Annotated in this window: 18 protein-coding genes; 14 read left to right on the top strand and 4 right to left on the bottom strand. The window is 62.3% G+C overall.

The genetic code is table 11. The features are described from left to right. The first annotated feature begins 433 nt into the window (after window positions 1-433). The 11 genes from pyrH (at window position 434) to lpxB (ending at window position 11,734) form a co-directional block, all read left to right on the top strand. Window positions 434-1,156, top strand: coding sequence for a UMP kinase (gene pyrH / locus FJ930_RS18885; protein WP_140606988.1), 723 nt, complete (start codon window positions 434-436; stop codon window positions 1,154-1,156). 109 nt (window positions 1,157-1,265) lie between these two features. Next, window positions 1,266-1,820, top strand: coding sequence for a ribosome recycling factor (frr, locus tag FJ930_RS18880; protein WP_140606987.1), 555 nt, complete (start codon window positions 1,266-1,268; stop codon window positions 1,818-1,820). 32 nt (window positions 1,821-1,852) lie between these two features. Next, window positions 1,853-2,587, top strand: a complete 735-nt coding sequence (locus tag FJ930_RS18875; protein ID WP_140739662.1) for an isoprenyl transferase — start codon at window positions 1,853-1,855, stop codon at window positions 2,585-2,587. Then, window positions 2,584-3,399: a phosphatidate cytidylyltransferase gene (locus FJ930_RS18870; protein ID WP_141839658.1), complete on the top strand. Its 816-nt coding sequence runs from the start codon at window positions 2,584-2,586 to the stop codon at window positions 3,397-3,399. Before FJ930_RS18875 ends, FJ930_RS18870 begins: the two co-directional genes overlap by 4 nt. A 97-nt stretch (window positions 3,400-3,496) precedes the next feature. Next, entirely contained in the window at window positions 3,497-4,639 is a 1,143-nt protein-coding gene (rseP, locus tag FJ930_RS18865; RefSeq protein WP_141839657.1) for an RIP metalloprotease RseP, read from the top strand. A 217-nt stretch (window positions 4,640-4,856) separates the two neighbouring features. Next, on the top strand, window positions 4,857-7,253 hold the full coding sequence (bamA, locus tag FJ930_RS18860; RefSeq protein ID WP_141839656.1) for an outer membrane protein assembly factor BamA: 2,397 nt from the start codon (window positions 4,857-4,859) through the stop codon (window positions 7,251-7,253). A gap of 76 nt (window positions 7,254-7,329) precedes the next feature. Continuing rightward, window positions 7,330-8,385: a UDP-3-O-(3-hydroxymyristoyl)glucosamine N-acyltransferase gene (gene lpxD / locus FJ930_RS18855; protein ID WP_141839655.1), complete on the top strand. Its 1,056-nt coding sequence runs from the start codon at window positions 7,330-7,332 to the stop codon at window positions 8,383-8,385. Beyond that, window positions 8,378-8,845: a 3-hydroxyacyl-ACP dehydratase FabZ gene (gene fabZ / locus FJ930_RS18850; RefSeq protein ID WP_140606981.1), complete on the top strand. Its 468-nt coding sequence runs from the start codon at window positions 8,378-8,380 to the stop codon at window positions 8,843-8,845. Before lpxD ends, fabZ begins: the two co-directional genes overlap by 8 nt. Window positions 8,846-8,858: 13 nt before the next feature. After that, window positions 8,859-9,692 (top strand): acyl-ACP--UDP-N-acetylglucosamine O-acyltransferase, encoded by an 834-nt coding sequence (lpxA, locus tag FJ930_RS18845; RefSeq protein WP_141839654.1) that lies wholly within the window; start codon window positions 8,859-8,861, stop codon window positions 9,690-9,692. Then, window positions 9,679-10,578 carry an LpxI family protein gene (locus FJ930_RS18840; RefSeq protein WP_246676954.1) on the top strand — a complete coding sequence of 300 codons (900 nt, stop codon included), beginning with the start codon at window positions 9,679-9,681 and terminating at the stop codon, window positions 10,576-10,578. The genes lpxA and FJ930_RS18840 overlap by 14 nt, the downstream gene beginning before the upstream one ends. After that, window positions 10,571-11,734, top strand: a complete 1,164-nt coding sequence (gene lpxB / locus FJ930_RS18835) for a lipid-A-disaccharide synthase (RefSeq protein ID WP_141839652.1) — start codon at window positions 10,571-10,573, stop codon at window positions 11,732-11,734. Before FJ930_RS18840 ends, lpxB begins: the two co-directional genes overlap by 8 nt. A 68-nt stretch (window positions 11,735-11,802) precedes the next feature. Here the strand turns inward: lpxB and gltA are convergent, their stop codons facing one another. Together gltA and gltX are read right to left on the bottom strand one after the other, a co-directional pair. Next, window positions 11,803-13,131 carry a citrate synthase gene (gene gltA / locus FJ930_RS18830; RefSeq protein WP_140606978.1) on the bottom strand — a complete coding sequence of 443 codons (1,329 nt, stop codon included), beginning with the start codon at window positions 13,129-13,131 and terminating at the stop codon, window positions 11,803-11,805. Window positions 13,132-13,315: 184 nt separating this feature from the next. Then, complete coding sequence (gltX, locus tag FJ930_RS18825; protein WP_140739641.1) at window positions 13,316-14,740, bottom strand: glutamate--tRNA ligase; 1,425 nt, start codon at window positions 14,738-14,740, stop codon at window positions 13,316-13,318. 102 nt (window positions 14,741-14,842) lie between these two features. Between gltX and FJ930_RS18820 the strand changes: the two genes are divergently transcribed. After that, complete coding sequence (locus FJ930_RS18820; RefSeq protein WP_141839651.1) at window positions 14,843-17,302, top strand: ComEC/Rec2 family competence protein; 2,460 nt, start codon at window positions 14,843-14,845, stop codon at window positions 17,300-17,302. Here FJ930_RS18820 and lexA read toward each other — a convergent pair. Both lexA and FJ930_RS18810 read right to left on the bottom strand, forming a co-directional pair. Beyond that, window positions 17,296-18,033 (bottom strand): transcriptional repressor LexA, encoded by a 738-nt coding sequence (lexA, locus tag FJ930_RS18815; RefSeq protein WP_140606975.1) that lies wholly within the window; start codon window positions 18,031-18,033, stop codon window positions 17,296-17,298. The genes FJ930_RS18820 and lexA overlap by 7 nt on opposite strands. Before the next feature lie 386 nt (window positions 18,034-18,419). Next, the gene (locus FJ930_RS18810; protein WP_140739631.1) at window positions 18,420-19,193 is read right to left on the bottom strand and encodes a GntR family transcriptional regulator; all 774 of its coding nucleotides are present in this window, start codon (window positions 19,191-19,193) and stop codon (window positions 18,420-18,422) included. 151 nt (window positions 19,194-19,344) lie between these two features. Here FJ930_RS18810 and FJ930_RS18805 point away from each other — a divergent pair, with 151 nt between their 5' ends. Together FJ930_RS18805 and FJ930_RS18800 are read left to right on the top strand one after the other, a co-directional pair. Continuing rightward, entirely contained in the window at window positions 19,345-20,325 is a 981-nt protein-coding gene (locus FJ930_RS18805; RefSeq protein ID WP_140739628.1) for an ABC transporter substrate-binding protein, read from the top strand. Window positions 20,326-20,383: 58 nt separating this feature from the next. After that, a complete protein-coding gene (locus FJ930_RS18800; protein ID WP_141839650.1) occupies window positions 20,384-21,163 on the top strand; it encodes an ABC transporter ATP-binding protein in 780 nt (259 codons plus the stop codon). Window positions 21,164-21,165 lie beyond the last annotated feature (2 nt).

Genomic DNA, 21,165 nt, shown 5'->3' with positions numbered 1-21,165 from the left:
TTTATCCCGAAAGCGGTTTTCCGGCCTGGCGTCCGCAGGGATGTCAGGCCGATTTCTTGCGCGATGTCGATAAAGGCCCGCAGTTTCGGCGCCCGATATAGGCGGGGAGACAGACGATCACGGCGTGAAAGGGTGACGTCAGCCGGACCGTGGCCATGTCCTTTTCTGCTTCGGTTCACAGTCCAGGTCAGGGTCGCAGGAGGCGTCGTGACCGCGACAAGCCTCTCTGCCATTCGCCGCCGGTGGTGGTCGAGGGCCGGGCCGCCAGCCTCAGCAGCACCTGATCCAGAAAGCCTGAAATTTTGCACAGGGGCGCGGCGTGACATCGCTGCGCCCTTCGTGTATCCGGTCAACCCGCCATGACAGAACCGCCGGGTGAAGCAGGGGCCTTTCGCCTCCAGAACCTGCCGCGCCGAGATTTTCGAGGAACCAGATGACGGTGAAGCCCCTCTACCGACGTGTCTTGCTGAAAGCCTCGGGTGAAGCGTTGATGGGCGAGCAGCATTTCGGCATCGACGTTTCGGTCGTGGATCGCATCGCCGCCGACATCGCGGAGGCCCGCGCGCTGGGCATCGAGGTCGGTGTCGTCATCGGCGGCGGCAATATCTTTCGCGGTGTGGCCGTCGCCTCCAAGGGCGGAGACCGCGTCACCGGCGATCACATGGGCATGCTCGCCACGGTCATCAACTCGCTAGCGCTGCGCACGTCGCTGAACAAGATCGGTGTCGACGCCGTCGTGCTGTCCGCGATCGCCATGCCCGAGCTGTGCGAGAGCTTTTCGCAGCGCCAGGCGACCGCCTACATGAATCAGGGCAAGGTGGTGATCTTCGCCGGTGGCACCGGCAATCCGTTCTTCACCACTGATTCGGCCGCGGCACTTCGCGCCGCAGAAATCGGTGCCGATGCACTGTTCAAGGGCACGCAGGTCGATGGTGTCTATTCGGCAGATCCGAAAAAGGACCCTAATGCGACGCGTTTCGAGCGCATCAGTCACGCCGAAGTCATAAAGCGCGGCCTTTCCATCATGGATACGGCTGCGATTGCACTTGCGCGCGAAAACAACATTCCGATAATCGTCTATTCGATCCACGAAAAAGGTGGTTTCGGCGATATTCTGAGGGGCGGCGGCCGCTGCACGGTCGTCGCGGATGATTGATCCGGGCCTGATCCCTTAAAAGGGAAACCGGCTTTTCGAGAATCAGGCTCGCACATGGGGCGTTGCCCCGAAGCAGTGAACCCGCGGCAGACGGGTCGAGGAGACTAAGATGAGTGGTGAGTACGACGACCTCAAGAGGCGCATGGATGGGGCGATCGCCGCGTTCAAACATGATCTGGCTTCGCTGCGGACCGGTCGCGCCTCCAGCAATCTGCTCGATGCCATCCAGGTGCAGGCCTACGGCACCACCATGCCGATCAATCAGGTGGCCAACGTCACGGTGCCGGAACCACGTATGATCTCGGTGTCGATCTGGGACAAATCGATGGTCGGCGCGGTCGACCGCGCCATCCGTGAATCCAATCTGGGCTTCAACCCGATCGTCGACGGCACCAATCTCAGGATTCCACTGCCGGAGCTCAACGAACAGCGCCGCAAGGAACTGGTCAAGATCTCGCATGGCTATGCCGAGAACGCCCGCGTCGCTGCGCGCCATGTGCGCCGCGACGGCATGGACTTCCTGAAGAAGGCCGAGAAGGACGGCGCGATCAGCGAGGACGATCATCGCAAGCGTTCGGATCAGGTCCAGAAGCTTACCGACGAAACGATCAGCACCATCGATCATCTGCTTTCCGACAAGGAAGCTGAAATCATGCAGGTTTAGGGTTGGGCTTCGGCTGACCCGAAAGCGAGATCATGACAACGCCCGCGCATGTCGCGATCATCATGGATGGAAATGGACGCTGGGCCAAGGCGCGCGGCATGCCGAGGCTCGCGGGTCATCGCGCTGGTGTCGAGGCGCTGCGCAAGACGGTGCGCGCGGCACCGGCCCTCGGCATCTCATTCCTGACCGTCTATGCCTTCTCGTCGGAAAACTGGTCGCGGCCCAAGTCCGAAGTCAGTGACCTGATGGGGTTGTTGAAACTGTTCATCCGCCGGGATCTGGCCGAACTGCACCAGAGCGGCGTGCGGGTCAGGATCATCGGCGACAGGGCAGGGCTGCAGCCGGACATCAGAGGCCTGCTCGAAGAGGCCGAATCGCTGACAATCCGGAACACGTCGCTGACGCTGGTCATCGCCTTCAACTATGGCGGTCGCGATGAGATCGTGCGCACGGCGCGCAAGCTCGCCGAAGCCGTCGGGCGGGGTGAATTGGACAGCGAGGCGATCACCGCCGAAAGCTTTGCCGCCTCTCTCGACACGCAGGGCATCCCCGATCCCGAACTGGTCATCCGCACCAGCGGCGAGCTTCGCCTGTCCAACTTCCTCCTATGGCAGGCCGCTTACAGCGAGCTCGTCTTCCTGCCGTGCTACTGGCCGGACTTCAGCCGCGAGCATCTGGCGGAAGCCCTGCGCGAATTTGCCGGCCGCGAGCGCCGTTTCGGCGGACTGGACCCCCAAGACGTCGCTTCGCGACCGGCCGCGGGATGAGCAATCTTCAGCTCCGCGTCATTTCAGCGGTCGTGCTTGCCATCGTTGCCCTTGGCCTGACCTGGCTGGGTGGCCTGCCTTTCCGGCTGCTGTGCGCCGTCATGTCGGCAATGATCTTTTACGAGTGGACGCGCATGTCGCGGCCTGCCGCGGCCAAGCGGCTCGGTTTCCTGCCCGAGACGCTGGCCGTCGTGTTCATCGGCGCCTTGATTGCCGGCCTTCCCGCATTCTGGCTGCTGCCCCTCGTCGTGTTTCTGATTGCGGTGACAGCGATTGCCGCCCTGGTGCGCGAGACCGGGCAGTGGGAGGCGAGCGGCCTTGCCTATGCCAGCGTGTCCGGCCTGTCGCTTGCCTTGCTGCGCGATGGCGATCATTCGGGTCTTGTCGCCATCCTGTTCCTCTTCGCGGTCGTCTGGGCGACCGACATTTTTGCCTATTTCGTTGGGCGCGCCGTCGGCGGTCCGAAATTGGCCCCGTCGATATCACCCGGCAAGACGCGCAGCGGCGCGCTTGGCGGCGCGGTTGGCGGTGTTGTCGCCGGGCTCATTCTGGCCGCCATGGCCGGTGCCGGCAATCTGGCCTTGCTCGGCTTGGTGGCGCTCGTGCTTTCGATTGTCGCCCAGGCCGGCGACCTATTCGAATCCTGGGTCAAACGGCGTCACGGCCGCAAGGATTCGGGCGTGCTCATTCCGGGCCATGGCGGAGTCATGGACCGCGTCGACGGGCTTGTCGCGGCGGCTTTCGCCCTATACGTCATCGGCTGGATGGCGGCGGGCGCCGAACATCCGGCGCAGGGGCTGTTTCCCGTTTGACCTTGTCGTTTCACGATCTGGTGCGGATACGCCTTGGATTCGCCTGGATTGATGTCACAGTCACGCCTCAACGGCGGAAGAATTTTGAGGGCATGACTTGAACGGGATTCTTCACGCGATTTTCAGTACGGAAGGTTTCTTTCTCGGCACGCTCGTGCCGTTTCTCTTCGTGCTGACCGTGGTGGTGTTCGTCCACGAAATGGGGCACTACCTCGTCGGCCGCTGGTGCGGCATTGGCGTCAGGGCCTTTTCGATCGGCTTCGGTCCCGAACTCATCGGCTTCAACGACAGGCATGGCACGCGCTGGAAGCTTTGCGCCATACCGCTTGGCGGCTATGTCAAATTTATCGGCGACATGAACGCCACCTCCAGCCAGCCGACATCGGAAGAGCTCGAAACACTGACCGACGAGGAACGCAAGGTTGCCTTCCACACCCAGGCGATCTGGAAGCGCGCGGCGACGGTGGCGGCCGGGCCTCTGTTCAATTTCCTGCTGACGATCGTCGTCTTTGCCGTGCTGTTCGGCGCCTATGGGCGTTATGTCGCGGAGCCCATGGTGGCCGAAGTTACCGCCGACAGTCCGGCGGCGAAGGCCGGCATCATGCCCGGCGACCGATTCGTCAGCGTCGATGCCAGCAAGGTCGAGACCTTCGGCGACGTACAGCGGCTGGTCTCGGGCCGTGCCGGCGACACCATCACCTTCGTCATGCTGCGCGACGGCAAGGAAGTCACGGTGACCGCGACCCCGCAGTTGATGGAGCAGGAAGACGCGCTCGGCAACAAGGTCAAGGTTGCGGTGATCGGCGTCGTCAACAACAAGGAACTCGGCCAGCCGCGTCTCATCACCTACACCCCGGTCGGGGCGGTTGCGGCGGCAGTCGAGGAAACAGGCCACGTCATCGAGCGCACGGGCCAGTTTTTGCAGCGCTTCGCCGTCGGACGCGAAGACAAGTGTCAGTTGGGTGGTCCCGTCAAGATCGCCGACATGGCCGGCAGGGCGGCCAAGCTGGGTTTCGAGTGGCTGGTGCAGCTTGTCGCGCTGCTGTCCGTCGGGATAGGCATTCTAAACCTTTTGCCGATTCCCCCCCTCGACGGCGGCCATCTCTTGTTCTACGGGGTGGAGGCCGTCATCCGCCGGCCGGTGTCGGAACGGATGATGGAAATGGCCTATCGGGCCGGTCTGCTTCTGGTCTTGTGCTTCATGGGTTTCGTATTCTGGAACGATCTGTTTGGGTGCTGAAATCATGAAGAAATTTGGCTTTGGCATGGTCGATGTTGAGACGCCGTTTACCATGCACGGGGATATGAGTGACGCGAAAGCCACGCAGCAGGGTTAAGTAAATACAAATTAACCAGAAGCCTTGCGTGTAGGGAAAATCCGGTTAATACGGTAGGGGAAATTACCGCACGTCCGGTTTTCTCGCCGTGGGGACTACGAGAAAAGGTTATTAAGCCCGATGAAGGCAGCATCCAAGTTTCTGAACGCCGCGTCAGCGGCGGCACTGTCCGCCGCTCTGGTTGTGCCAGGTGCGCTCGCAGTGCAATTCGTTGCCACATCGGCGGCTGAAGCCGCTGTCGTCAGCAGGGTGGAGGTCAGCGGCAACCAGCGTGTCGACGCCGATACGATCCGCAATTACATCACCATCAAGCCGGGCAAGGCCTTCTCGAGTTCCGACATCGACGCCGCGGTCAAGGCGCTGTTCGGCACCGGGCTGTTCTCGGACGTGCGGATCAACCAAGTCGGCTCGACGCTGGTGGTCAAGGTTTCCGAATACAAGGTCGTCAACCAGGTGCTGTTCCAGGGCAACAAGAAGCTCAAGGACAATGCACTCCAGGCCGCGGTCCAGTTGAAGCCACGCGGCACCTTCTCGCAGGCGACGCTGGATTCGGACGTCGAGGCGGTCAAGGCCGCCTACAGGCGTATCGGCCGTGACGATGCCGGCGTGACCACGCAGGTCATGGAGCTCGGTGACAACCGCGTGAACGTGGTGTTCCACATCACCGAAGGCGACCGAACGCAGATCGCGGCGATCAATTTTGTCGGCAACAGCGCTTATTCCAGCCGCCGCCTGTCGGACGTGATCAACACCAAGCGCTCGTCCTGGGTTTCGTTCGTCCTGCGTGACGACGTCTATGACGAGGACAAGCTGCGCGCCGACCAGGAACTGCTGCGCCGCTTCTACTACAATCACGGCTATGCCGATTTCCAGGTGGTGTCCGCCGTCGGCGAACTCGACAGCGCGACGAACAAGTACACGGTTACTATCACCGTCCAGGAAGGCGAGCGTTACAATTTCGGCGATATCAGCGTCGAAAGCACCATCCCGGAAGTGGATTCGAAGGCGCTTGAAGCGGTGGTCGAGACCCGCAAGGGCGATGTCTACAACGCCAAGAACGTCGAAGACACCATCGTAGCGCTCACCGAGAAGGTGGCCGGTTCGGGCTATGCCTTCGCGCAGGTGACGCCACGCGGCGACCGCAACTTCGAGAACCATACGATTTCGGTCGTTTATACGATCGACCAAGGGACCAAGGCCTATATCGAGCGCATCGAAATCCGCGGCAACGACCGCACGCGCGACTACGTCATTCGCCGCGAGTTTGACGTCAGTGAAGGCGATGCGTTCAACCAGGTGCTCGTCCAGCGCGCGAAGAAGCGCCTTGAAGACCTGAATTATTTTGACAAAGTCGAAATCTCGACGGTGCCCGGTTCGCAGCCCGACCAGGTCGTGCTGGTGGTCGACGTAGTCGAGAAATCCACCGGTGAGTTCTCTGTCGGCGCCGGTTATTCGACTGGCGGTGACACGGCCGGCCCGTCGGTCGAAGGATCGATCACCGAGCGCAACTTCCTCGGCCGTGGTCAGTACATCAAGCTGTCGGCGGGTGGCGGCAGGCATTCGCGCGACTACAGCATCTCATTCACCGAACCGTATTTCCTCGGGCGGCGCATCGCAGCCGGCTTCGACGTCTACAAATCGACGCGGCAATACAACAACAATTACGACAGCGATACCACGGGTGCGACCGTGCGCTTCGGCTTGCCGATCACGAACAGCATCACGACCCAGCTGGCATACAACATCTCGCAAGAGAAATATTCGGTGGATGACAATTGCGGTCCTACCTCCGATTCAGCTCCCGCCGGCACCTGCTCGATTTCGCCGGCGATCTTGGATGGCATCGCCCAGAGTCCTTGGATCAAGTCGTCGGTCAGCCTCGGGCTGGTTTACAACACGATCGACGACATGAAGAACCCGCATGAAGGCATCTATGCCAACACGACGGTCGAGCTGGCCGGTCTCGGTGGTGACGCGAAGTTCGTAAAGATCACCGGGCGCGGCAGTGTCTACCAGACGCTGTCCGAGCAGCTTGATCTGGTCGGGCTGATTTCAGGCGGTGCAGGACACGTTGAGGCCTATGGCGGCGACGGTAATCTGCGTATTTTCGATCAGTTCCAGAGCACCGACCGCATGATCCGTGGCTTTGCGTATAATGGCATCGGTCCGGTGGACCCGACCACGGGTGACCATCTGGGGGGTGTGACTTATTTCAACGCCTCGGCCGAAGCGCAGTTCCCATTGCCGGTCATTCCCGAGAGCTTCGGTCTGCGCGGTGCGGTGTTTGCGGACGCCGCAACGCTCTACGGCAGCAAGATCGACCGACATCTTGGCGCTGATCTCGCCCCAGACATATCAATTGCGGGCACTGGTATGAAATTGCGCGCCTCGGTCGGTGTCGGCCTGATGTGGGCTTCACCGTTCGGCCCGATCCGTATCGACTATGCGATCCCGGTCAAGAAGGAAGCGCGTGACGAGGTGCAAGAATTCAACTTCGGCATATCGACCCGCTTCTGATCGGCGGCCAACGATGCTCCCGGATTTTTTTGGATCCGGGAGAAATGTTCCGACCTAGCTGGATATAGCTTCTGGAATGACCGATCCGGTGTTCTTCGCGCCATCACGCCGGTATACGGCGGCCGAAGTCGCGAATCTGACCGGCTCGGTGCTTGTCGATTCCGGCCAATCCGACGTTTCGATCGAAGCACTGGCACCAGCCAGCGAAGGCGGAGCGAATGCGCTCGTCTTCGTGGACGGCAGGCGTAATTCCGCGCTGATGCCATCGCTGCGGGCCGCGGCCGTGCTGTGCCCAGCGGAATTCGCCAACAAGGCGCCGGTCGGCATCGCTGTGCTGATCCACCCGCGACCGCAGCAGGCATTCGCGCTGGTCGGGCGACTGCTGTTCCCCACGGCCGCCACGCCAGGGCCAATGACCGGCGAAACCGGCGTTTCGCCGCATGCCCATGTCGATCCAACCGCGCATGTCGAGGCCGGCGTGATCATCGAGGCCGGAGCGGTCGTTGGGCCGGGCGTCTCGATCGGCAGCGGCACCGTGATCGCGCCCAACGCCGTCATCGGGCAGTCCTGCAAGATTGGCCGCAACGGCTATGTTGGCCCGGGCGCGAGTATCCAATATGCGCTGATCGGCAACCGGGTCATCATCCATGGCGGGGCCAGGATCGGCCAGGATGGCTTTGGCTTCGTCGGCGGCGCCAAGGGGCCGGAACGTGTTCCCCAGATCGGTCGGGTGGTCATCCAGGACGATGTCGAGATCGGCTCCAATTCCACTGTCGATCGCGGCGCCATGTCCGATACGATTATCGGTCAGGGCACCAAGATCGACAATCTCGTGCAGATCGCCCATAACGTCCGCATCGGTCGCAATTGCATAGTCGCAGGGCTTTCAGGTATTTCCGGTTCCGTGGTCGTGGGTGACAATGTCACCATGGGCGGCGGCGTCGGACTTGCGGATCATCTGACCATCGGCACGGGAGCCAAGCTTGCCGCCAGAAGTGGATTTATGAGCAATGTTCCTGCCGGCGAGATCTGGGGCGGCTATCCGGCGCAGCCGATGGCGGAAGCGATGCGAGAGATAGCCATGTTGCGCACGATGGCCAGGGCACGCAAGCAGGGCAAGGACAATGGCTGACATGGTGGCGGCGACGACGCTGGAAGCGGTCGACATAATGGGGCTGATGAAGCTTCTGCCGCATCGTTATCCATTCCTGATGATCGACCGTATTGTTGACATCGATGGCGATGAATCCGCCATTGGCATCAAGAACGTCACCATCAACGAGCCGCATTTTCAAGGCCATTTCCCCGAGCAGCCGGTGATGCCGGGCGTGCTGATCGTCGAGGCAATGGCGCAGACGGCCGGCGCCATCTGCATCCGCAGCCTTGGGGCATCGAAGCCATCGCTGGTCTATTTCCTGACCATCGACAACGCCAAATTCCGCAAACCGGTCGTTCCCGGCGACCAGTTGAAGATCCACGTCAAGAAAATCAAAAAGCGCGGCAACCTGCTCAAATTCGCCTGCGAAGCCATGGTCGAGGGCACCAAGGCGGCCGAGGCCGAGATTTCAGCCATGATGGTCACCGGCGACTGACGATCGAGTGCTTATGAAAATCAAGACTTCAATCCATCCTTCCTCCGTCGTGGAAGAAGGCGCCCAGATTGGCCAGGATGTTCGTATAGGGCCGTTTTGTCATATCAGCGCCGATGCCGTGATCGGCGACGGTGTCGAACTGGCCGGTCATGTCTCGGTGATGGGCGCGACCACCATCGGTGCCTCGACCAAGGTCTACCCGATGGCGATACTGGGTGGGCCGCCGCAGAACACCAAGCACAAGGGCGGACGCACCACACTGGTCATCGGCGCGAACTGCACCATCCGCGAAGGCGTCACCATGCATGTCGGCACCGACACCAGCCGCGGCGAAACGACGGTGGGCGACAACGGCAATTTCCTCGCCTACGCCCATATCGCCCATGATTGCGTGGTCGGCAACAACGCCACCTTCGCCAATGGGGCGACGCTGGGCGGCCACTGCGAAATCGGCAACAATGTCTATATTGGCGGCCTGACCGCCGTTCATCAGTTCGTGCGCGTTGGCGACAACGCGTTTCTGGGCGGTTGCTCCGCGATCGTGGGCGATGTCATTCCTTACGCCATCGCCGTTGGTAACCGCGCCAGCCTGCGGGGCCTCAACATTATCGGCCTGAAGCGTTCCGGCCTGCCAAGGTCCGAAATCCATTTGCTGCGGAAAGCCTACAAGACGATCTTCGACCGTTCCCGCACCGTTGGCGAAAACATCGAGTTCGCCAAAGCGGAGTTCGCTTCGTCCCCAACCGCGATGAAGATCATCGATTTCATCACCAGTCGCGGCAAGCGGCACTATGCGGTGCCATCGCTCAAGGGCGGCGATGGCGACGATGCCGATGATGAAGACTAAGACAGCGGCAAGCGGTCTGGATCTGCCGCCTGATGCCAGGGTTGGCATCATCGCCGGTGGCGGCAGTCTTCCGGTCGAAGTCGCTCGAGGCTTGGCCACACACGGTTATCCGCCTTTCGTCCTGTTGATGGAGGGCGAAGCCGATCGCCAGCAGGACCTGCGCCGTTACGAGCACGACAGCCTGGCCCTGGAGCAGATCGGTTCGTTGGTGCCGACGCTGAAGCGGTATGGAATCACGCATCTGGTTCTGGCCGGCGAGATCAAACGCAGGCCGCAATTGGCCAAGATTCGCCTGAGCCTTGGCTTGCTGGCGATTGTGCCGTCGGTGATCATGGCGCTGGCGCGTGGCGATGACGGCCTGCTGAAGGTCGTGACACGCGGTCTGGAAAAGCGGGGCATCAAGGTGATCGGCGCGCATCAGGTCGTTCCCGAGCTCGCCGCCGGCGAAGGCACGCTGACCGCGACGGCACCGAAGCAATCGGACTGGCGCGACATCGAAGCGGCGAGGCAGGCAGCCAAGGCCATCGGGGCGCTCGATATCGGCCAGGCGGCGATTGCTGTCGGTGGCCGGGCGATTGCGCTCGAAGGCATCGAAGGTACGCACGGCCTGCTCGAAAGAACACGAGAGCTGCGCCGCCACGGCCGGCTTGCCGGCAAGACCCGTGGGGTTCTGGTCAAGTGTGCCAAACCTGGCCAGGAACTGCGCGCCGACCTGCCGTCGATCGGACCACAGACGGTCGAGGCGGCGCATGCGGCGGGACTTGCCGGCATTGCGGTCGAGGCCGGACGATCGCTCGTCCTCGAAGGACCGGTGACGCTTGCGCGCGCGAACGCGCTCGGCCTGTTCATTGTCGGCCTGCCAGCAACGGAGCCGCCACATGGCTGACAAGGCGCTGAAGATTGCAATCGTGGCCGGTGAAGAATCCGGCGATCTCCTGGGCGCCGACATCGTGCGTTCGCTGAAGGCGTCGACAGGCCGCGAGGTGCAACTCGTCGGCCTCGGCGGCCGCCATCTGCAGAGGCTAGGGCTGGTTTCGCCCTTCGATGCCGGCGAGGTCGCGCTGATGGGTTTCAGTGCCGTCCTGCGCGATCTGCCGCGCCTGATGCAGCGGATCGGCCAGATGGCCGGGATGATCGCCGACGCCAAGCCCGACTGCCTGATCACCATCGACAGCCCGGACTTTTCGTTGCGCGTCGCCAGGAAGGTGCGTGCGGCCAACCCATCGATCCCGATCGTCCACTATGTCTGCCCGAGCGTCTGGGCATGGCGGCCGGGCAGGGCGATGGCGATGAAGCCCTATGTCGATCATATCCTGTGCATCCTGCCGTTCGAAGTGAAGGAGCTCGCGAGACTTGACGGCCCGCCCGGCACCTATGTCGGGCACCGTCTGACCCATGATGCGGGTGTGCTCTCGGCGGCAAAGGCTCAGGGGCAGCCGCGCGACCTTTCGCCGGACCGCGTGAAGACGCTGCTTGTCCTGCCCGGCTCGCGGCGCGGCGAGGTGCGGCGACTGCTGGAGCCGTTTGGCGAGACCGTGTCGATGCTGCGGGCGCGCGGACACCGCCTTCGGCTGATGTTGCCGACGGTGCCTCATGTCGCGGACACCGTCCGGTCCGCTGTCACGCGCTGGGATGAGAAACCCGAGATCATCCTGGAGCCCGAGCGTAAATGGCAGGCCTTCGGCAAAGCCGACGCGGCGTTGATCGCGTCCGGCACGGTCTCCCTGGAACTGGCATTGTCCGGTGTGCCGATGGTCTCCTGCTACCGCCTCGACCCTGTCGCGCGCGTCGTCGCGCCGTATCTCGTTACCGTCTGGTCGGCGCTGCTGCCCAACCTGATCTCGGATCGCGCGCTGATCCCGGAGTTCTACAACGAGTACGTCAAACCGAACAATCTGGCGCGCCAGTTGGAAGGGTTGTTGACCGACACCGGCATCCGCGCCTGGCAGAAAGACGGGTTTGCCGAGATCGCACGGCGCATGGCGACGGACAGGCCGTCCGGCGAAATCGCGGCGGCTGTCGTGATGCGGTATGTCAAGTGAGTGAGTAGTGAGTAGTGAAAGGAATGACGATTCTTCACTACTGACTACTGACTACCAACTGCCCGAATTCACCGCTTGGCGATCGGCACGTAATCGCGCTCCGGCGCGCCAGTATAGAGCTGGCGCGGGCGGCCGATCTTCTGGCGCGGATCCTCGATCATCTCTTTCCACTGCGCGATCCAGCCGACAGTGCGGGCGACGGCGAACAGCACCGTGAACATGGTGGTGGGGAAGCCCAGCGCCTTTAGCGTGATGCCGGAATAGAAGTCGACATTCGGGTAGAGCTTCTTCTCGATGAAATAAGGATCGGTCAGCGCGATCTTTTCCAGTTCCATGGCGATGTCGAGCAGCGGATCGTCCTTGATGCCGAGCTCGCCCAGAACCTCGTGCGCCGTTTTCTGCATGATCTTGGCGCGCGGATCGTAGTTCTTGTAGACGCGGTGGCCGAAGCCCATCAGCCGGAACGGGTCGTTCTTGTCCTTGGCGCGGGCGATGAACTCCGGGATGTGATCGACATGGCCGATCTCGCCCAGCATGTTGAGCGCCGCTTCATTGGCGCCGCCATGCGCCGGGCCCCACAGGCAGGCAATGCCGGCGGCGATGCACGCAAACGGGTTGGCGCCCGAAGAGCCGGCGAGGCGAACCGTGGAGGTCGAGGCGTTCTGCTCGTGATCGGCGTGCAGGATGAAGATGCGCTCCATGGCGCGGGCCAGCACCGGGTTGATCTTGTACTCCTCGCAAGGCACTGCGAAGCACATATGCAGGAAGTTTGCCGCGAAACCGAGATCATTTTTCGGGTAAATGAAGGGCTGGCCGATGTGATACTTGTAGGCCATGGCCGCGATCGTCGGCATCTTGGCGATCAGCCGCATGGAAGCGACCATGCGCTGGTACGGGTCGGAGATGTCGGTGGAGTCGTGATAGAAAGCCGACAGCGCACCGACCACGCCGCACATCACCGCCATCGGGTGCGCGTCGCGGCGGAAGCCGGTGAAGAAGCGCGACATCTGCTCGTGCACCATTGTGTGGCGCGTCACGCGGTAATCGAAATCGTCCTTCTGCGCCTTGGTGGGGAGTTCGCCGTAGAGCAGGAGGTAGCAGACCTCGAGGAAGTCGCCGTGTTCCGCCAACTGGTCGATCGGGTAGCCGCGATGCAGGAGAATGCCCGCATCGCCGTCGATGAAGGTGATCTCCGATTCGCAGCTCGCGGTCGAGGTGAAGCCGGGATCGTAGGTGAAGGCGCCGGTGGTGCTGTAAAGTGTGGCAATGTCGATGACATCTGGCCCGACGGAGCCACTTCGCACTTTGAACTCATGAGTCTTGCCGCCGAGCTCCAGCTTGGCCGTGGCCTCCTGGGTCTTGCCGCCAAATTCCAGTTTTGTCGCAGCTTCGGTCATTGCAAACTCCTTCTTGTTTCCTCATGCCGGCAAAGGCAAATTTCTGCGAAGCGACACGTCGAAATCACTGCAATGCGCGTATTCGCCACCGCATTTTAGGAGGTGCGTGCCAGATTGGGCCAAGGCCTAATGTTGCACTGCGAAACCCGCCTTTCAATGCCAATCTTTTTGGGCCAGTTTGCTCCTAATCGATTTGATCCGATATGCGACCCAGGCTTTCCTCACGCCCCAGCACGGCAAGCACGTCGAACACGCCAGGCGAGGTGCTTTTGCCGGTCAGGGCGGCGCGCAAGGGCTGTGCCACGGCGCCCAGCTTGTGGCCTCCGGCCAGCGCATAGTCGCGGATCGCGGCCTCCGCGGCGGCGGCCGTCCAGTCGCCCGAAAGCGCATTCAAGGCTTCGTGAGCGCCGCGCAGGATCTTGCGGGAATCGCCATTGAGCAGCAGCGCCGCCTTCTCGTCGACCGGCAGCGGCCGCTCCGCAAACAGGTAAGCGGCGCCATCGACGAGTTCTACCAGTGTCTTGGCGCGCTCCTTCAGGCCCGGAAGGGCTGCCAGCAATTGCGCCTTGTTATGCTCGTTGAGGCGCGCGGCCATCGCCGGGCCGCCCTGGAGATAGGGCAGGGTGGCGATGAAGATGTCGAACAGTTCCGCGTCGCTCATGCGGCGCATATGGACGCCGTTCAGCGCCTCCAGCTTGGCGAAATCGAAACGGGCGGCGCCTTTGTTGACGTCGCCGATGTCGAACCAGGAGATCATATCCTTGATCGACATGATCTCGTCGTCGCCATGGCTCCAGCCGAGGCGCGCCAGGTAGTTGAGCAGTGCCTCCGGCAGGTAGCCCATGGCGCGATAGGCCTCGACGCCGAGCGCGCCATGGCGCTTCGACAGCTTGGCACCGTCGGCGCCGTGGATCAGCGGGATGTGCGACATCGATGGCACCTCCCAGCCCATGGCGTTGTAGATCACCGTCTGGCGGGCCGCATTGGTCAGGTGGTCGTCGCCCCGAATGATATGCGTAACGCCCATGTCGTGGTCGTCGACGACGACGGCGTGCATGTAGGTCGGGTTGCCGTCCGAACGCAGAATGATGAAATCGTCGAGATCCTTGTTGGGGAATCGCACCTCGCCCTGGACACGGTCGTCAACTACCGTCTCGCCCTCGGTTGGCGCCTTGATGCGGATGGCGCCCTTGACCCCCGGAGGCGCCTCGGATGGATCACGATCGCGCCACTGGCCGTTGTAGCGTGGCGGCAGGCCCTTGGCACGCGCTGCCTCGCGCATCGCCTCCAGCTCGGCAGGCGTCTCGTAGCTGTGGTAGGCCTTGCCTAGGCGCACGAGTTCCTCGGCCACCTCGCGATGCCGCGGCGCGCGCTCGAATTGGGAGACAGCGTCGCCGTCCCAGCCAAGACCGAGCCAGGAGAGTCCGTCCAGGATGGCGGCCGTCGCAGCATCGGTCGAACGCTCGCGATCGGTGTCCTCGATGCGCAGCAGCATCGTGCCGCCGGTGTGCTTGGCATAAAGCCAGTTGAACAACGCCGTGCGGGCGCCGCCGATGTGCAGATAGCCGGTGGGCGAAGGGGCAAAACGGGTGACGACCTTGTCGGACATGAAACTCTCGGAAACCATCTGAGGCGGGGTTCGGTTGCGCGGACTTTCGCGCGTCGCGGGTTCATGTACCATAGGGCGTCAGGGGTGCAAGGGGCAGACCCGATGGCTGGACGAGGCCGGGGCTCGGATCGGGGCGAGGACGCTGTTGCTGGCGTCAGCGAACGGTCCTTGTTTGCAACGCCTCCGGCTATCCCGTTGCCATCGCCGACATCCCTCGTGCCCGCGCCCGCTACCCGGCCGCTGCAGACGGATATCCCTGCACCAAATCCACCGCCTGCCGCGGGCAGGATTGCGCGCGTGCGCCGGCAATTCGGCCTGACATCATTGCCTCGCCTGCGCCATGGCGTGGCCAAGGCGGCGGAACTGGAACTTGACCGGGGCATCGCCTTCCTGCTGGTGCCGGTCTGTCTGGCCACCGGAGCGATCGGCTACTATTCGCTGGCGGCGGAGCCTGATTTTGCCAAGCCTGTAGCAGTCGTCGTACTGACGGCGCTCTGTGCGCTTGCCTCGCGTTCCCGGCCAAAAACCCACCTGTGTTTTACGGCAATGCTGCTGTGCGCGCTGGGCCTGCTCGCGGCGAAGGTCGAAACATGGCGGGCCGGAACACGAATGCTGGGCTCGGAGATTTCGACTGAAGTGACGGGTCGCGTCGTCTCGCTCGATCGGATGGAGACCGGCCGCATCCGGCTGACCATTGACGTGACGTCCACCGCCCGGCCGAAACTGCGCTATATGCCGGAAAGGGTCCGGCTTTCGGCACGCAAGATACCGCCGGAATTGACCGCCGGCTCGTTGATATCAGGCTATGCCAAACTCTTGCCGCCGACCGGTCCGGTGCGGCCGGACAGCTATGATTTCTCCTTCGACAGCTATTTCGCCGGCATCGGCGGCAGCGGGTTTTTTCTCGGCAATCCCAGGATTGTCAGAGCCGACGACGGCATGCTGCTTTCGGCTCGCCTGTCGTCGGCGGTGGAAAATGCCCGCCAATCCGTCGCCGGCCGCATCACAGGTATCATCGGCGGCGCCGAGGGCGAGATCGCGGCGGCACTGATCGTCGGTGTGCGCGCCGGCATTCCCGACGAAATCAACGAGGCGATGCGGCGCACCGGCATCTATCACATCATATCCATTTCCGGATTGCACATGGCGCTGGTCGCCGGCACTGTCATGGGTCTGCTGCGCGGCGCCTTCGCGCTGTTTCCAGATTTTTCCGCACGAAGGCCGGTGAAGAAATACGCTGCCGCCGCAGCGCTCTTCTCGATCGCTGCCTATCTCGTCATTTCGGGCGTCGTCGTTGCCGCCGAACGCAGCTTCATCATGCTGGCGGTGATGCTGATCGCGGTTCTGTTCGATCGCGCGGCACTGACCATGCGCAACCTGGCGATCTCAGCGATCGCCGTTATCCTGGTCTCGCCGCATGAGGTGGTCGGACCGAGCTTCCAGATGTCGTTCGCCGCGACCGCCGCCCTGGTTGGCGCCTATGCCGGTTGGGCGGATTATCGTGCGCGAAAAACGAGGCCGCCGTCGCCGAAGCTATCCCTGCCAGGGCTTCTGACACAAAAATTCCTGCTGACGACGGGTGGATTGGCTATGACCTCCATTATCGCCGGCAGCGCTACGACGCTGTTTGCCATTTGGCATTTCCAGCGTGTATCGCCGCTCAGCCTGTTCGCCAATCTGGCCGTCATGCCGATCGTATCGGTCGTGATGTTCCTGGCCGTCGCCAGCGCGTTGCTGATGCCGTTCGGCTTGGATGCGCCGTCCCTTTACCTGATGGGCAAAGGCCTGACGGCAATGATCGCAATATCTGCGTGGATATCGGAACGCTCTCCGGTAGATGCGGTCGGACTGATTTCGCAGCAGTCCGTGCTGCTGGTGACGGTCGCCCTGGTTATCGCGACGATGGCGACGACATGGCTGCGGCTCGCCGCACTCCCGTTCGCGCTTGCCGGCCTGTTGACGGTGTCGCATACGCGCACACCGGATGTGCTGATCTCGGAAGACGCGCGGCTGGTCGCGGTGCCGATCGGCGGTGGCGAACTCGCCGTCAGCCGGGCACGCCCGAACGAATTCACCGTCGACAACTGGAAACGCGCATTGGTATCCGAAAGCATCGTCGTGCCGGAGGTGTTCAACAAGGCTGATGGGCAGTTCACCATTGCCGATGCCGTAAATCTGCCGCCGGGAGCACCGTTCTACTGCACAGACGGCGTCTGTCTCGCCAGGCACCCTTCCGGAGCGATCGTCGCGCATGTCGAAGACCGCAAGAATACCTGGAAGGCCTGCGGTTTCGCCGACGTGATCGTCGTCAACGACGCTACTGGCTATGACGCCTGCCATAACCCGCTGGTTCTCGTCGTCACCAAACGGCAACTCGCTCGCAAAGGAAGTGCCGCGGTCTTCTTCGACCGCCAATCGGCGATCGGCCCGCCAACCGTCAGCTTCGCCGTCGACAGGCCATACCGGCCCTGGCATGAACAGCGCAAATTCTCGCGCGAGGCGAGGGGGCTGCCGCCCTATAAAAAGCCCGACAATGCAAGCGCACCAGTCCCTGCTCAGTAGCGCCTGATCAGCCCGACGAGCTTGCCTTGCACCTTGACCCTGTCTGGTCCGAAAATGCGGGTCTCGTAGGCCGGATTGGCGGCTTCAAGGGCAATCGAAGCTCCCTTGCGGCGGAACCGTTTCAGGGTCGCTTCCTCTTCGTCGACCAGCGCCACGACGATCTCGCCCGGGCTCGCCGTATCGGCGTTGCGGATGATGACCGTGTCGCCATCGAAGATACCGGCCTCGATCATCGAGTCCCCCTTGACCTCCAGCGCATAGTGCTCGCCGCCCATGATCATGTCAGGCGGCACCGAGATCGAATGCGTCTGGTGCTGGATGGCATCGATCGGCACACCGGCGGCGATACGGCCCATCACCGGGATCGAGACCGCGGGAACCGCATCGTCGTCATTGCCAGCCGCGGGCAAGCGCGACGGCGCAGGCTTGATCTGACGACCAAGGTTGCCCTGACCGAGGCTGCCCTGGATGACACTTGGCGAAAATTTCTTTGCGGCATTGAGGCCCGGCGCGATCGAATCCGGCAGCCTGAGCACTTCCAGTGCGCGCGCCCTGTTGGGCAGTCGGCGAATAAAGCCACGTTCCTCCAGCGCCGTGATCAGGCGGTGGATCCCCGACTTGGAGGCAAGATCAAGAGCCTCTTTCATCTCGTCGAAGGAGGGCGGGATGCCGCTTTCCTTGAGCCGTTCATGAATGAACATCAGCAGTTCATGTTGCTTGCGCGTCAGCATGGCGGCCCCCAAGGCATTGAACGAAGGGTCTGAATCGGAATCGAAAAACAAACCCAGAACAAACACTATCTGTTCCAGTTGTGTTCCGCAACCGTTTAAAGTTTAGTGAATTTGTTAAGGGGTTCGAAATTTTTGCCGCCGGCAACAAACGGCAACCGACGATTTCCGCCGCCGACACACGCATTGAAATCGTTTTGGTTAATGGCCTGTGGCCCACCCCTTGTCGAGGTTTGGCTTCAGTCGCTTGAAAGGCGCACGGGGCGGATTTATGAAGTCGCCCAGTGTCATCCCAGCGGAACGAAACGAAACCAAAACGCCAACGTTCGCCAGCTCGCCTGGGGGGATGGATCCGTGCGTAAGCGTCGGACGGCGCGGAAGCGCCGAAATCATCCGGAAACCGCTTTCAGGCTGCCGGCGCGTGCGGTGTAGTTGTTGGCGCCGCTATCTTCGCTGTGAACATAGACGTGCAGCGTGTAGCCGATATGCGCCGTCATCAATGCCTTTGCCCGCTCGACATCGCGATCGAGCGCCGCCTCCATGATCGCGGTGTGATGCTCGATCGCGATCGCCTCGCGCAGGGCATCCATGGCCTCTCCATAGCCATGCTTGAGGCCGGCCGCCGCCCGCAATGTCGGCGCCAGGCCGAGAAAACGATGATGCCGCCGCAGCTGATCCGCGATCGTCGAACGGAATCGCGACAGCCAGTTGGACGTCGCAGCACTCAGCAGCGCCGCGTGAAACGCCTCGTGGCTCTCGTCCCACTGGTCGACGGCCGCGTCCGAGGGGTCGTCAACCGCGGTCTTGCAGCGCGAGAGCCGGTAATGCGCGGTGACAACGGCATCTTCCCATTGCCTGTCGCCTTTCTCCATCGATTCCACGAACAGGGGTATTTCGACGACCATTCTTGCCCGCGCCAGATCCTCGAGTTCGGCGCGCGACACGGGCGCGACGGCAAAGCCGCGATTGCTGATGGCGGTGACAAGGCGCTCGGCTTCAAGCCGAGACAATGCTTCACGCAGCGGCGTCCAGCCGACGCCATATGTGCCGCGTAGCGCACTCAGCTTGAGCGGCGCACCGGGCATGAGGCGCGTCGTCAGGATATCGCGCCGCAGCAGCTGATAGGCCGCCTCCGTCTTTGTGGAGTTATTCTGATCCTGCATCGCAGTCCGTCCATCGTCGGGCTTGGAAAATTATATATCATGGCGATGCATGGCAAGAATTATATATAATGTTTGACATGGACCGGCGGACTGACCATGATCGCCTGACGCGCCGTCCATAAGCGGCGCTAATCAAATCTGGGAGGAAATGATGTTGAAGTCGAAATGGCTGTCAGGATTGGCCCTGGCTGGCGCCTTGATGGTCAGCGCCGGCAGCGCCGCAGCAGATCAGATTCGTATCGGCATAGCCAATTTCGGAGAGCATCCGCAGTTGAATGCGGCCATAGCCGGCTTCAAGAAGGCGCTGGCGGACAATGGCTTCGTCGAGGGCAAGGACGTCGTCTACACCGAGAGCCACACCAATTTCGATGCATCGCTGGTGCCGCAGATGATCGCCAAGCTGCAGGCGGAGCAGCCCAAGCTGATCTACACCATCACCACGCCGGTCTCGCAGATCGCCAAGAAGGCGCTCGCAGGGTCCGGCATTCCGATCGTCTTTGCCGCGGTCACCGATCCGGTCGCGGCCAAGCTGGTGCCGTCATGGGACTCCGGAGACGAAGGCATGACCGGCGCCAGCGATCTGCAGGATGTCGCCGCGGTGATGGCCTTCACCAAGAAGCTGCTGCCGAACGCCAAGCGCTTTGGCGTGCCCTACAATCCAGGCGAGGCCAATGACGTTGCCCTGATCGAAAAGATCAAGGCGGCGGCACCCGCGGCCGGCTTCGAGGTCGTGGAGGTCGGCATCGACAACGTCAATGACATCCAGCAACGCATCGCTTCGCTCGCCGGCAAGGCCGACGTGATCTACGGCCCGGCTTCGAACCTGATCCAGCCGGCGATCGCCGCTGTCTCCGCAGCCGCTCGCCAGGCCGGTATCCCGGTCGTCAACTCCGATGACAGCGCGGTCCGCAACGGCACCGTACCGGCAAGCTTCGCGGTCAACTACACGCAGGTTGGCGTCAATGCCGGCAACATCGCCGCCGAAATCCTTAAAGGCAAGGATCCGAAGACGATCGCGCCGTCGCGCCCGGCTTACAAGGACCACATGGCAACGATCTCCCGCAAGGCGATGGCCGCGTTCGGCATCGAGATACCCGCTTCGATGGCCGATTGCGGCTGCATCGTCGACTGACGTTAGGCTGCAGCGGTGACGGCGTCGGCGCCGTCATCCTTCAGTTGTGGGAGGAACGATGCTCGAGATCCGATCCGCGCGCAAAGTGTTCTACAAGGGCCAGGCCGACGAGAAGGTCGCGCTGGACGGTCTCAACCTGTCGTTGGCCACGGGCGAGTTCGGTATCGTCATCGGCTCCAATGGGGCCGGCAAGAGCAGCATGCTCAATGCCATTTCCGGATCTCTCATCCTCGATTCCGGCAGGATCTTGATCAATGGCACCGATGTGACTGACATGCCGGTGTACAAGCGCGCCACCAAATTGGCGCGCGTCTTCCAGGATCCGATGCGTGGCACCGCCGCCAGCATGACCGTGGCGGAGAACATGCTGCTGGCCGATCTGCGCAGCCACAAACGCACCTTGCGGCAAGGGCTGAACGCCGCGCGGCGCGCGTCCTACAAGGAGCGCCTGTCCATACTGGGCCTCGGTCTTGAAAATCGCCTCGACACCCGCGTCGACCTGCTTTCGGGCGGGCAGCGGCAGTCTCTGTCGCTGATCATGGCGGTCGGCGGATCGCCGGACTTGCTGCTGCTCGACGAGCACACGGCAGCGCTCGACCCGCGCACGGCTGACATCGTCATGAAGGCGACGGTGCGCGCCGTCAATGCGCTGAAGCTGACCACCCTGATGGTGACCCACAATATGCAGCACGCCGTCGACTATGGCAGCCGGGTGATCATGCTCGACGCGGGCCGGGTCCGGCTGGAAGTCACCGGCGAGGAGAAATCGGCGGTCACGGTTGCAGATCTGATCGGCCATTTTTCCGTCAAGACCGATCGCATGTTGCTGGCGAGCTGATC

This window comes from Mesorhizobium sp. B2-4-15 (genome assembly GCF_006658505.1).
In the GTDB taxonomy this organism is placed as follows: Bacteria; Pseudomonadota; Alphaproteobacteria; order Rhizobiales; family Rhizobiaceae; genus Mesorhizobium.
Note: the sequence above shows the minus strand (reverse complement) of the source record. Positions and strands in the feature narration are given on the sequence as shown.

Bases quoted from the DNA above. Each gene is read 5' to 3' on its own strand.
- pyrH (WP_140606988.1), top strand. From the start codon at position 434: ATGACGGTGAAGCCCCTCTACCGACGTGTCTTGCTGAAAGCCTCGGGT.
- frr (WP_140606987.1), top strand. From the start codon at position 1,266: ATGAGTGGTGAGTACGACGACCTCAAGAGGCGCATGGATGGGGCGATC.
- FJ930_RS18875 (WP_140739662.1), top strand. From the start codon at position 1,853: ATGACAACGCCCGCGCATGTCGCGATCATCATGGATGGAAATGGACGC.
- FJ930_RS18870 (WP_141839658.1), top strand. From the start codon at position 2,584: ATGAGCAATCTTCAGCTCCGCGTCATTTCAGCGGTCGTGCTTGCCATC.
- bamA (WP_141839656.1), top strand. From the start codon at position 4,857: ATGAAGGCAGCATCCAAGTTTCTGAACGCCGCGTCAGCGGCGGCACTG.
- lpxD (WP_141839655.1), top strand. From the start codon at position 7,330: ATGACCGATCCGGTGTTCTTCGCGCCATCACGCCGGTATACGGCGGCC.
- fabZ (WP_140606981.1), top strand. From the start codon at position 8,378: ATGGCTGACATGGTGGCGGCGACGACGCTGGAAGCGGTCGACATAATG.
- lpxA (WP_141839654.1), top strand. From the start codon at position 8,859: ATGAAAATCAAGACTTCAATCCATCCTTCCTCCGTCGTGGAAGAAGGC.
- FJ930_RS18840 (WP_246676954.1), top strand. From the start codon at position 9,679: ATGATGAAGACTAAGACAGCGGCAAGCGGTCTGGATCTGCCGCCTGAT.
- lpxB (WP_141839652.1), top strand. From the start codon at position 10,571: ATGGCTGACAAGGCGCTGAAGATTGCAATCGTGGCCGGTGAAGAATCC.
- gltA (WP_140606978.1), bottom strand. From the start codon at position 13,131: ATGACCGAAGCTGCGACAAAACTGGAATTTGGCGGCAAGACCCAGGAG.
- gltX (WP_140739641.1), bottom strand. From the start codon at position 14,740: ATGTCCGACAAGGTCGTCACCCGTTTTGCCCCTTCGCCCACCGGCTAT.
- FJ930_RS18820 (WP_141839651.1), top strand. From the start codon at position 14,843: ATGGCTGGACGAGGCCGGGGCTCGGATCGGGGCGAGGACGCTGTTGCT.
- lexA (WP_140606975.1), bottom strand. From the start codon at position 18,033: ATGCTGACGCGCAAGCAACATGAACTGCTGATGTTCATTCATGAACGG.
- FJ930_RS18810 (WP_140739631.1), bottom strand. From the start codon at position 19,193: ATGCAGGATCAGAATAACTCCACAAAGACGGAGGCGGCCTATCAGCTG.
- FJ930_RS18805 (WP_140739628.1), top strand. From the start codon at position 19,345: ATGTTGAAGTCGAAATGGCTGTCAGGATTGGCCCTGGCTGGCGCCTTG.
- FJ930_RS18800 (WP_141839650.1), top strand. From the start codon at position 20,384: ATGCTCGAGATCCGATCCGCGCGCAAAGTGTTCTACAAGGGCCAGGCC.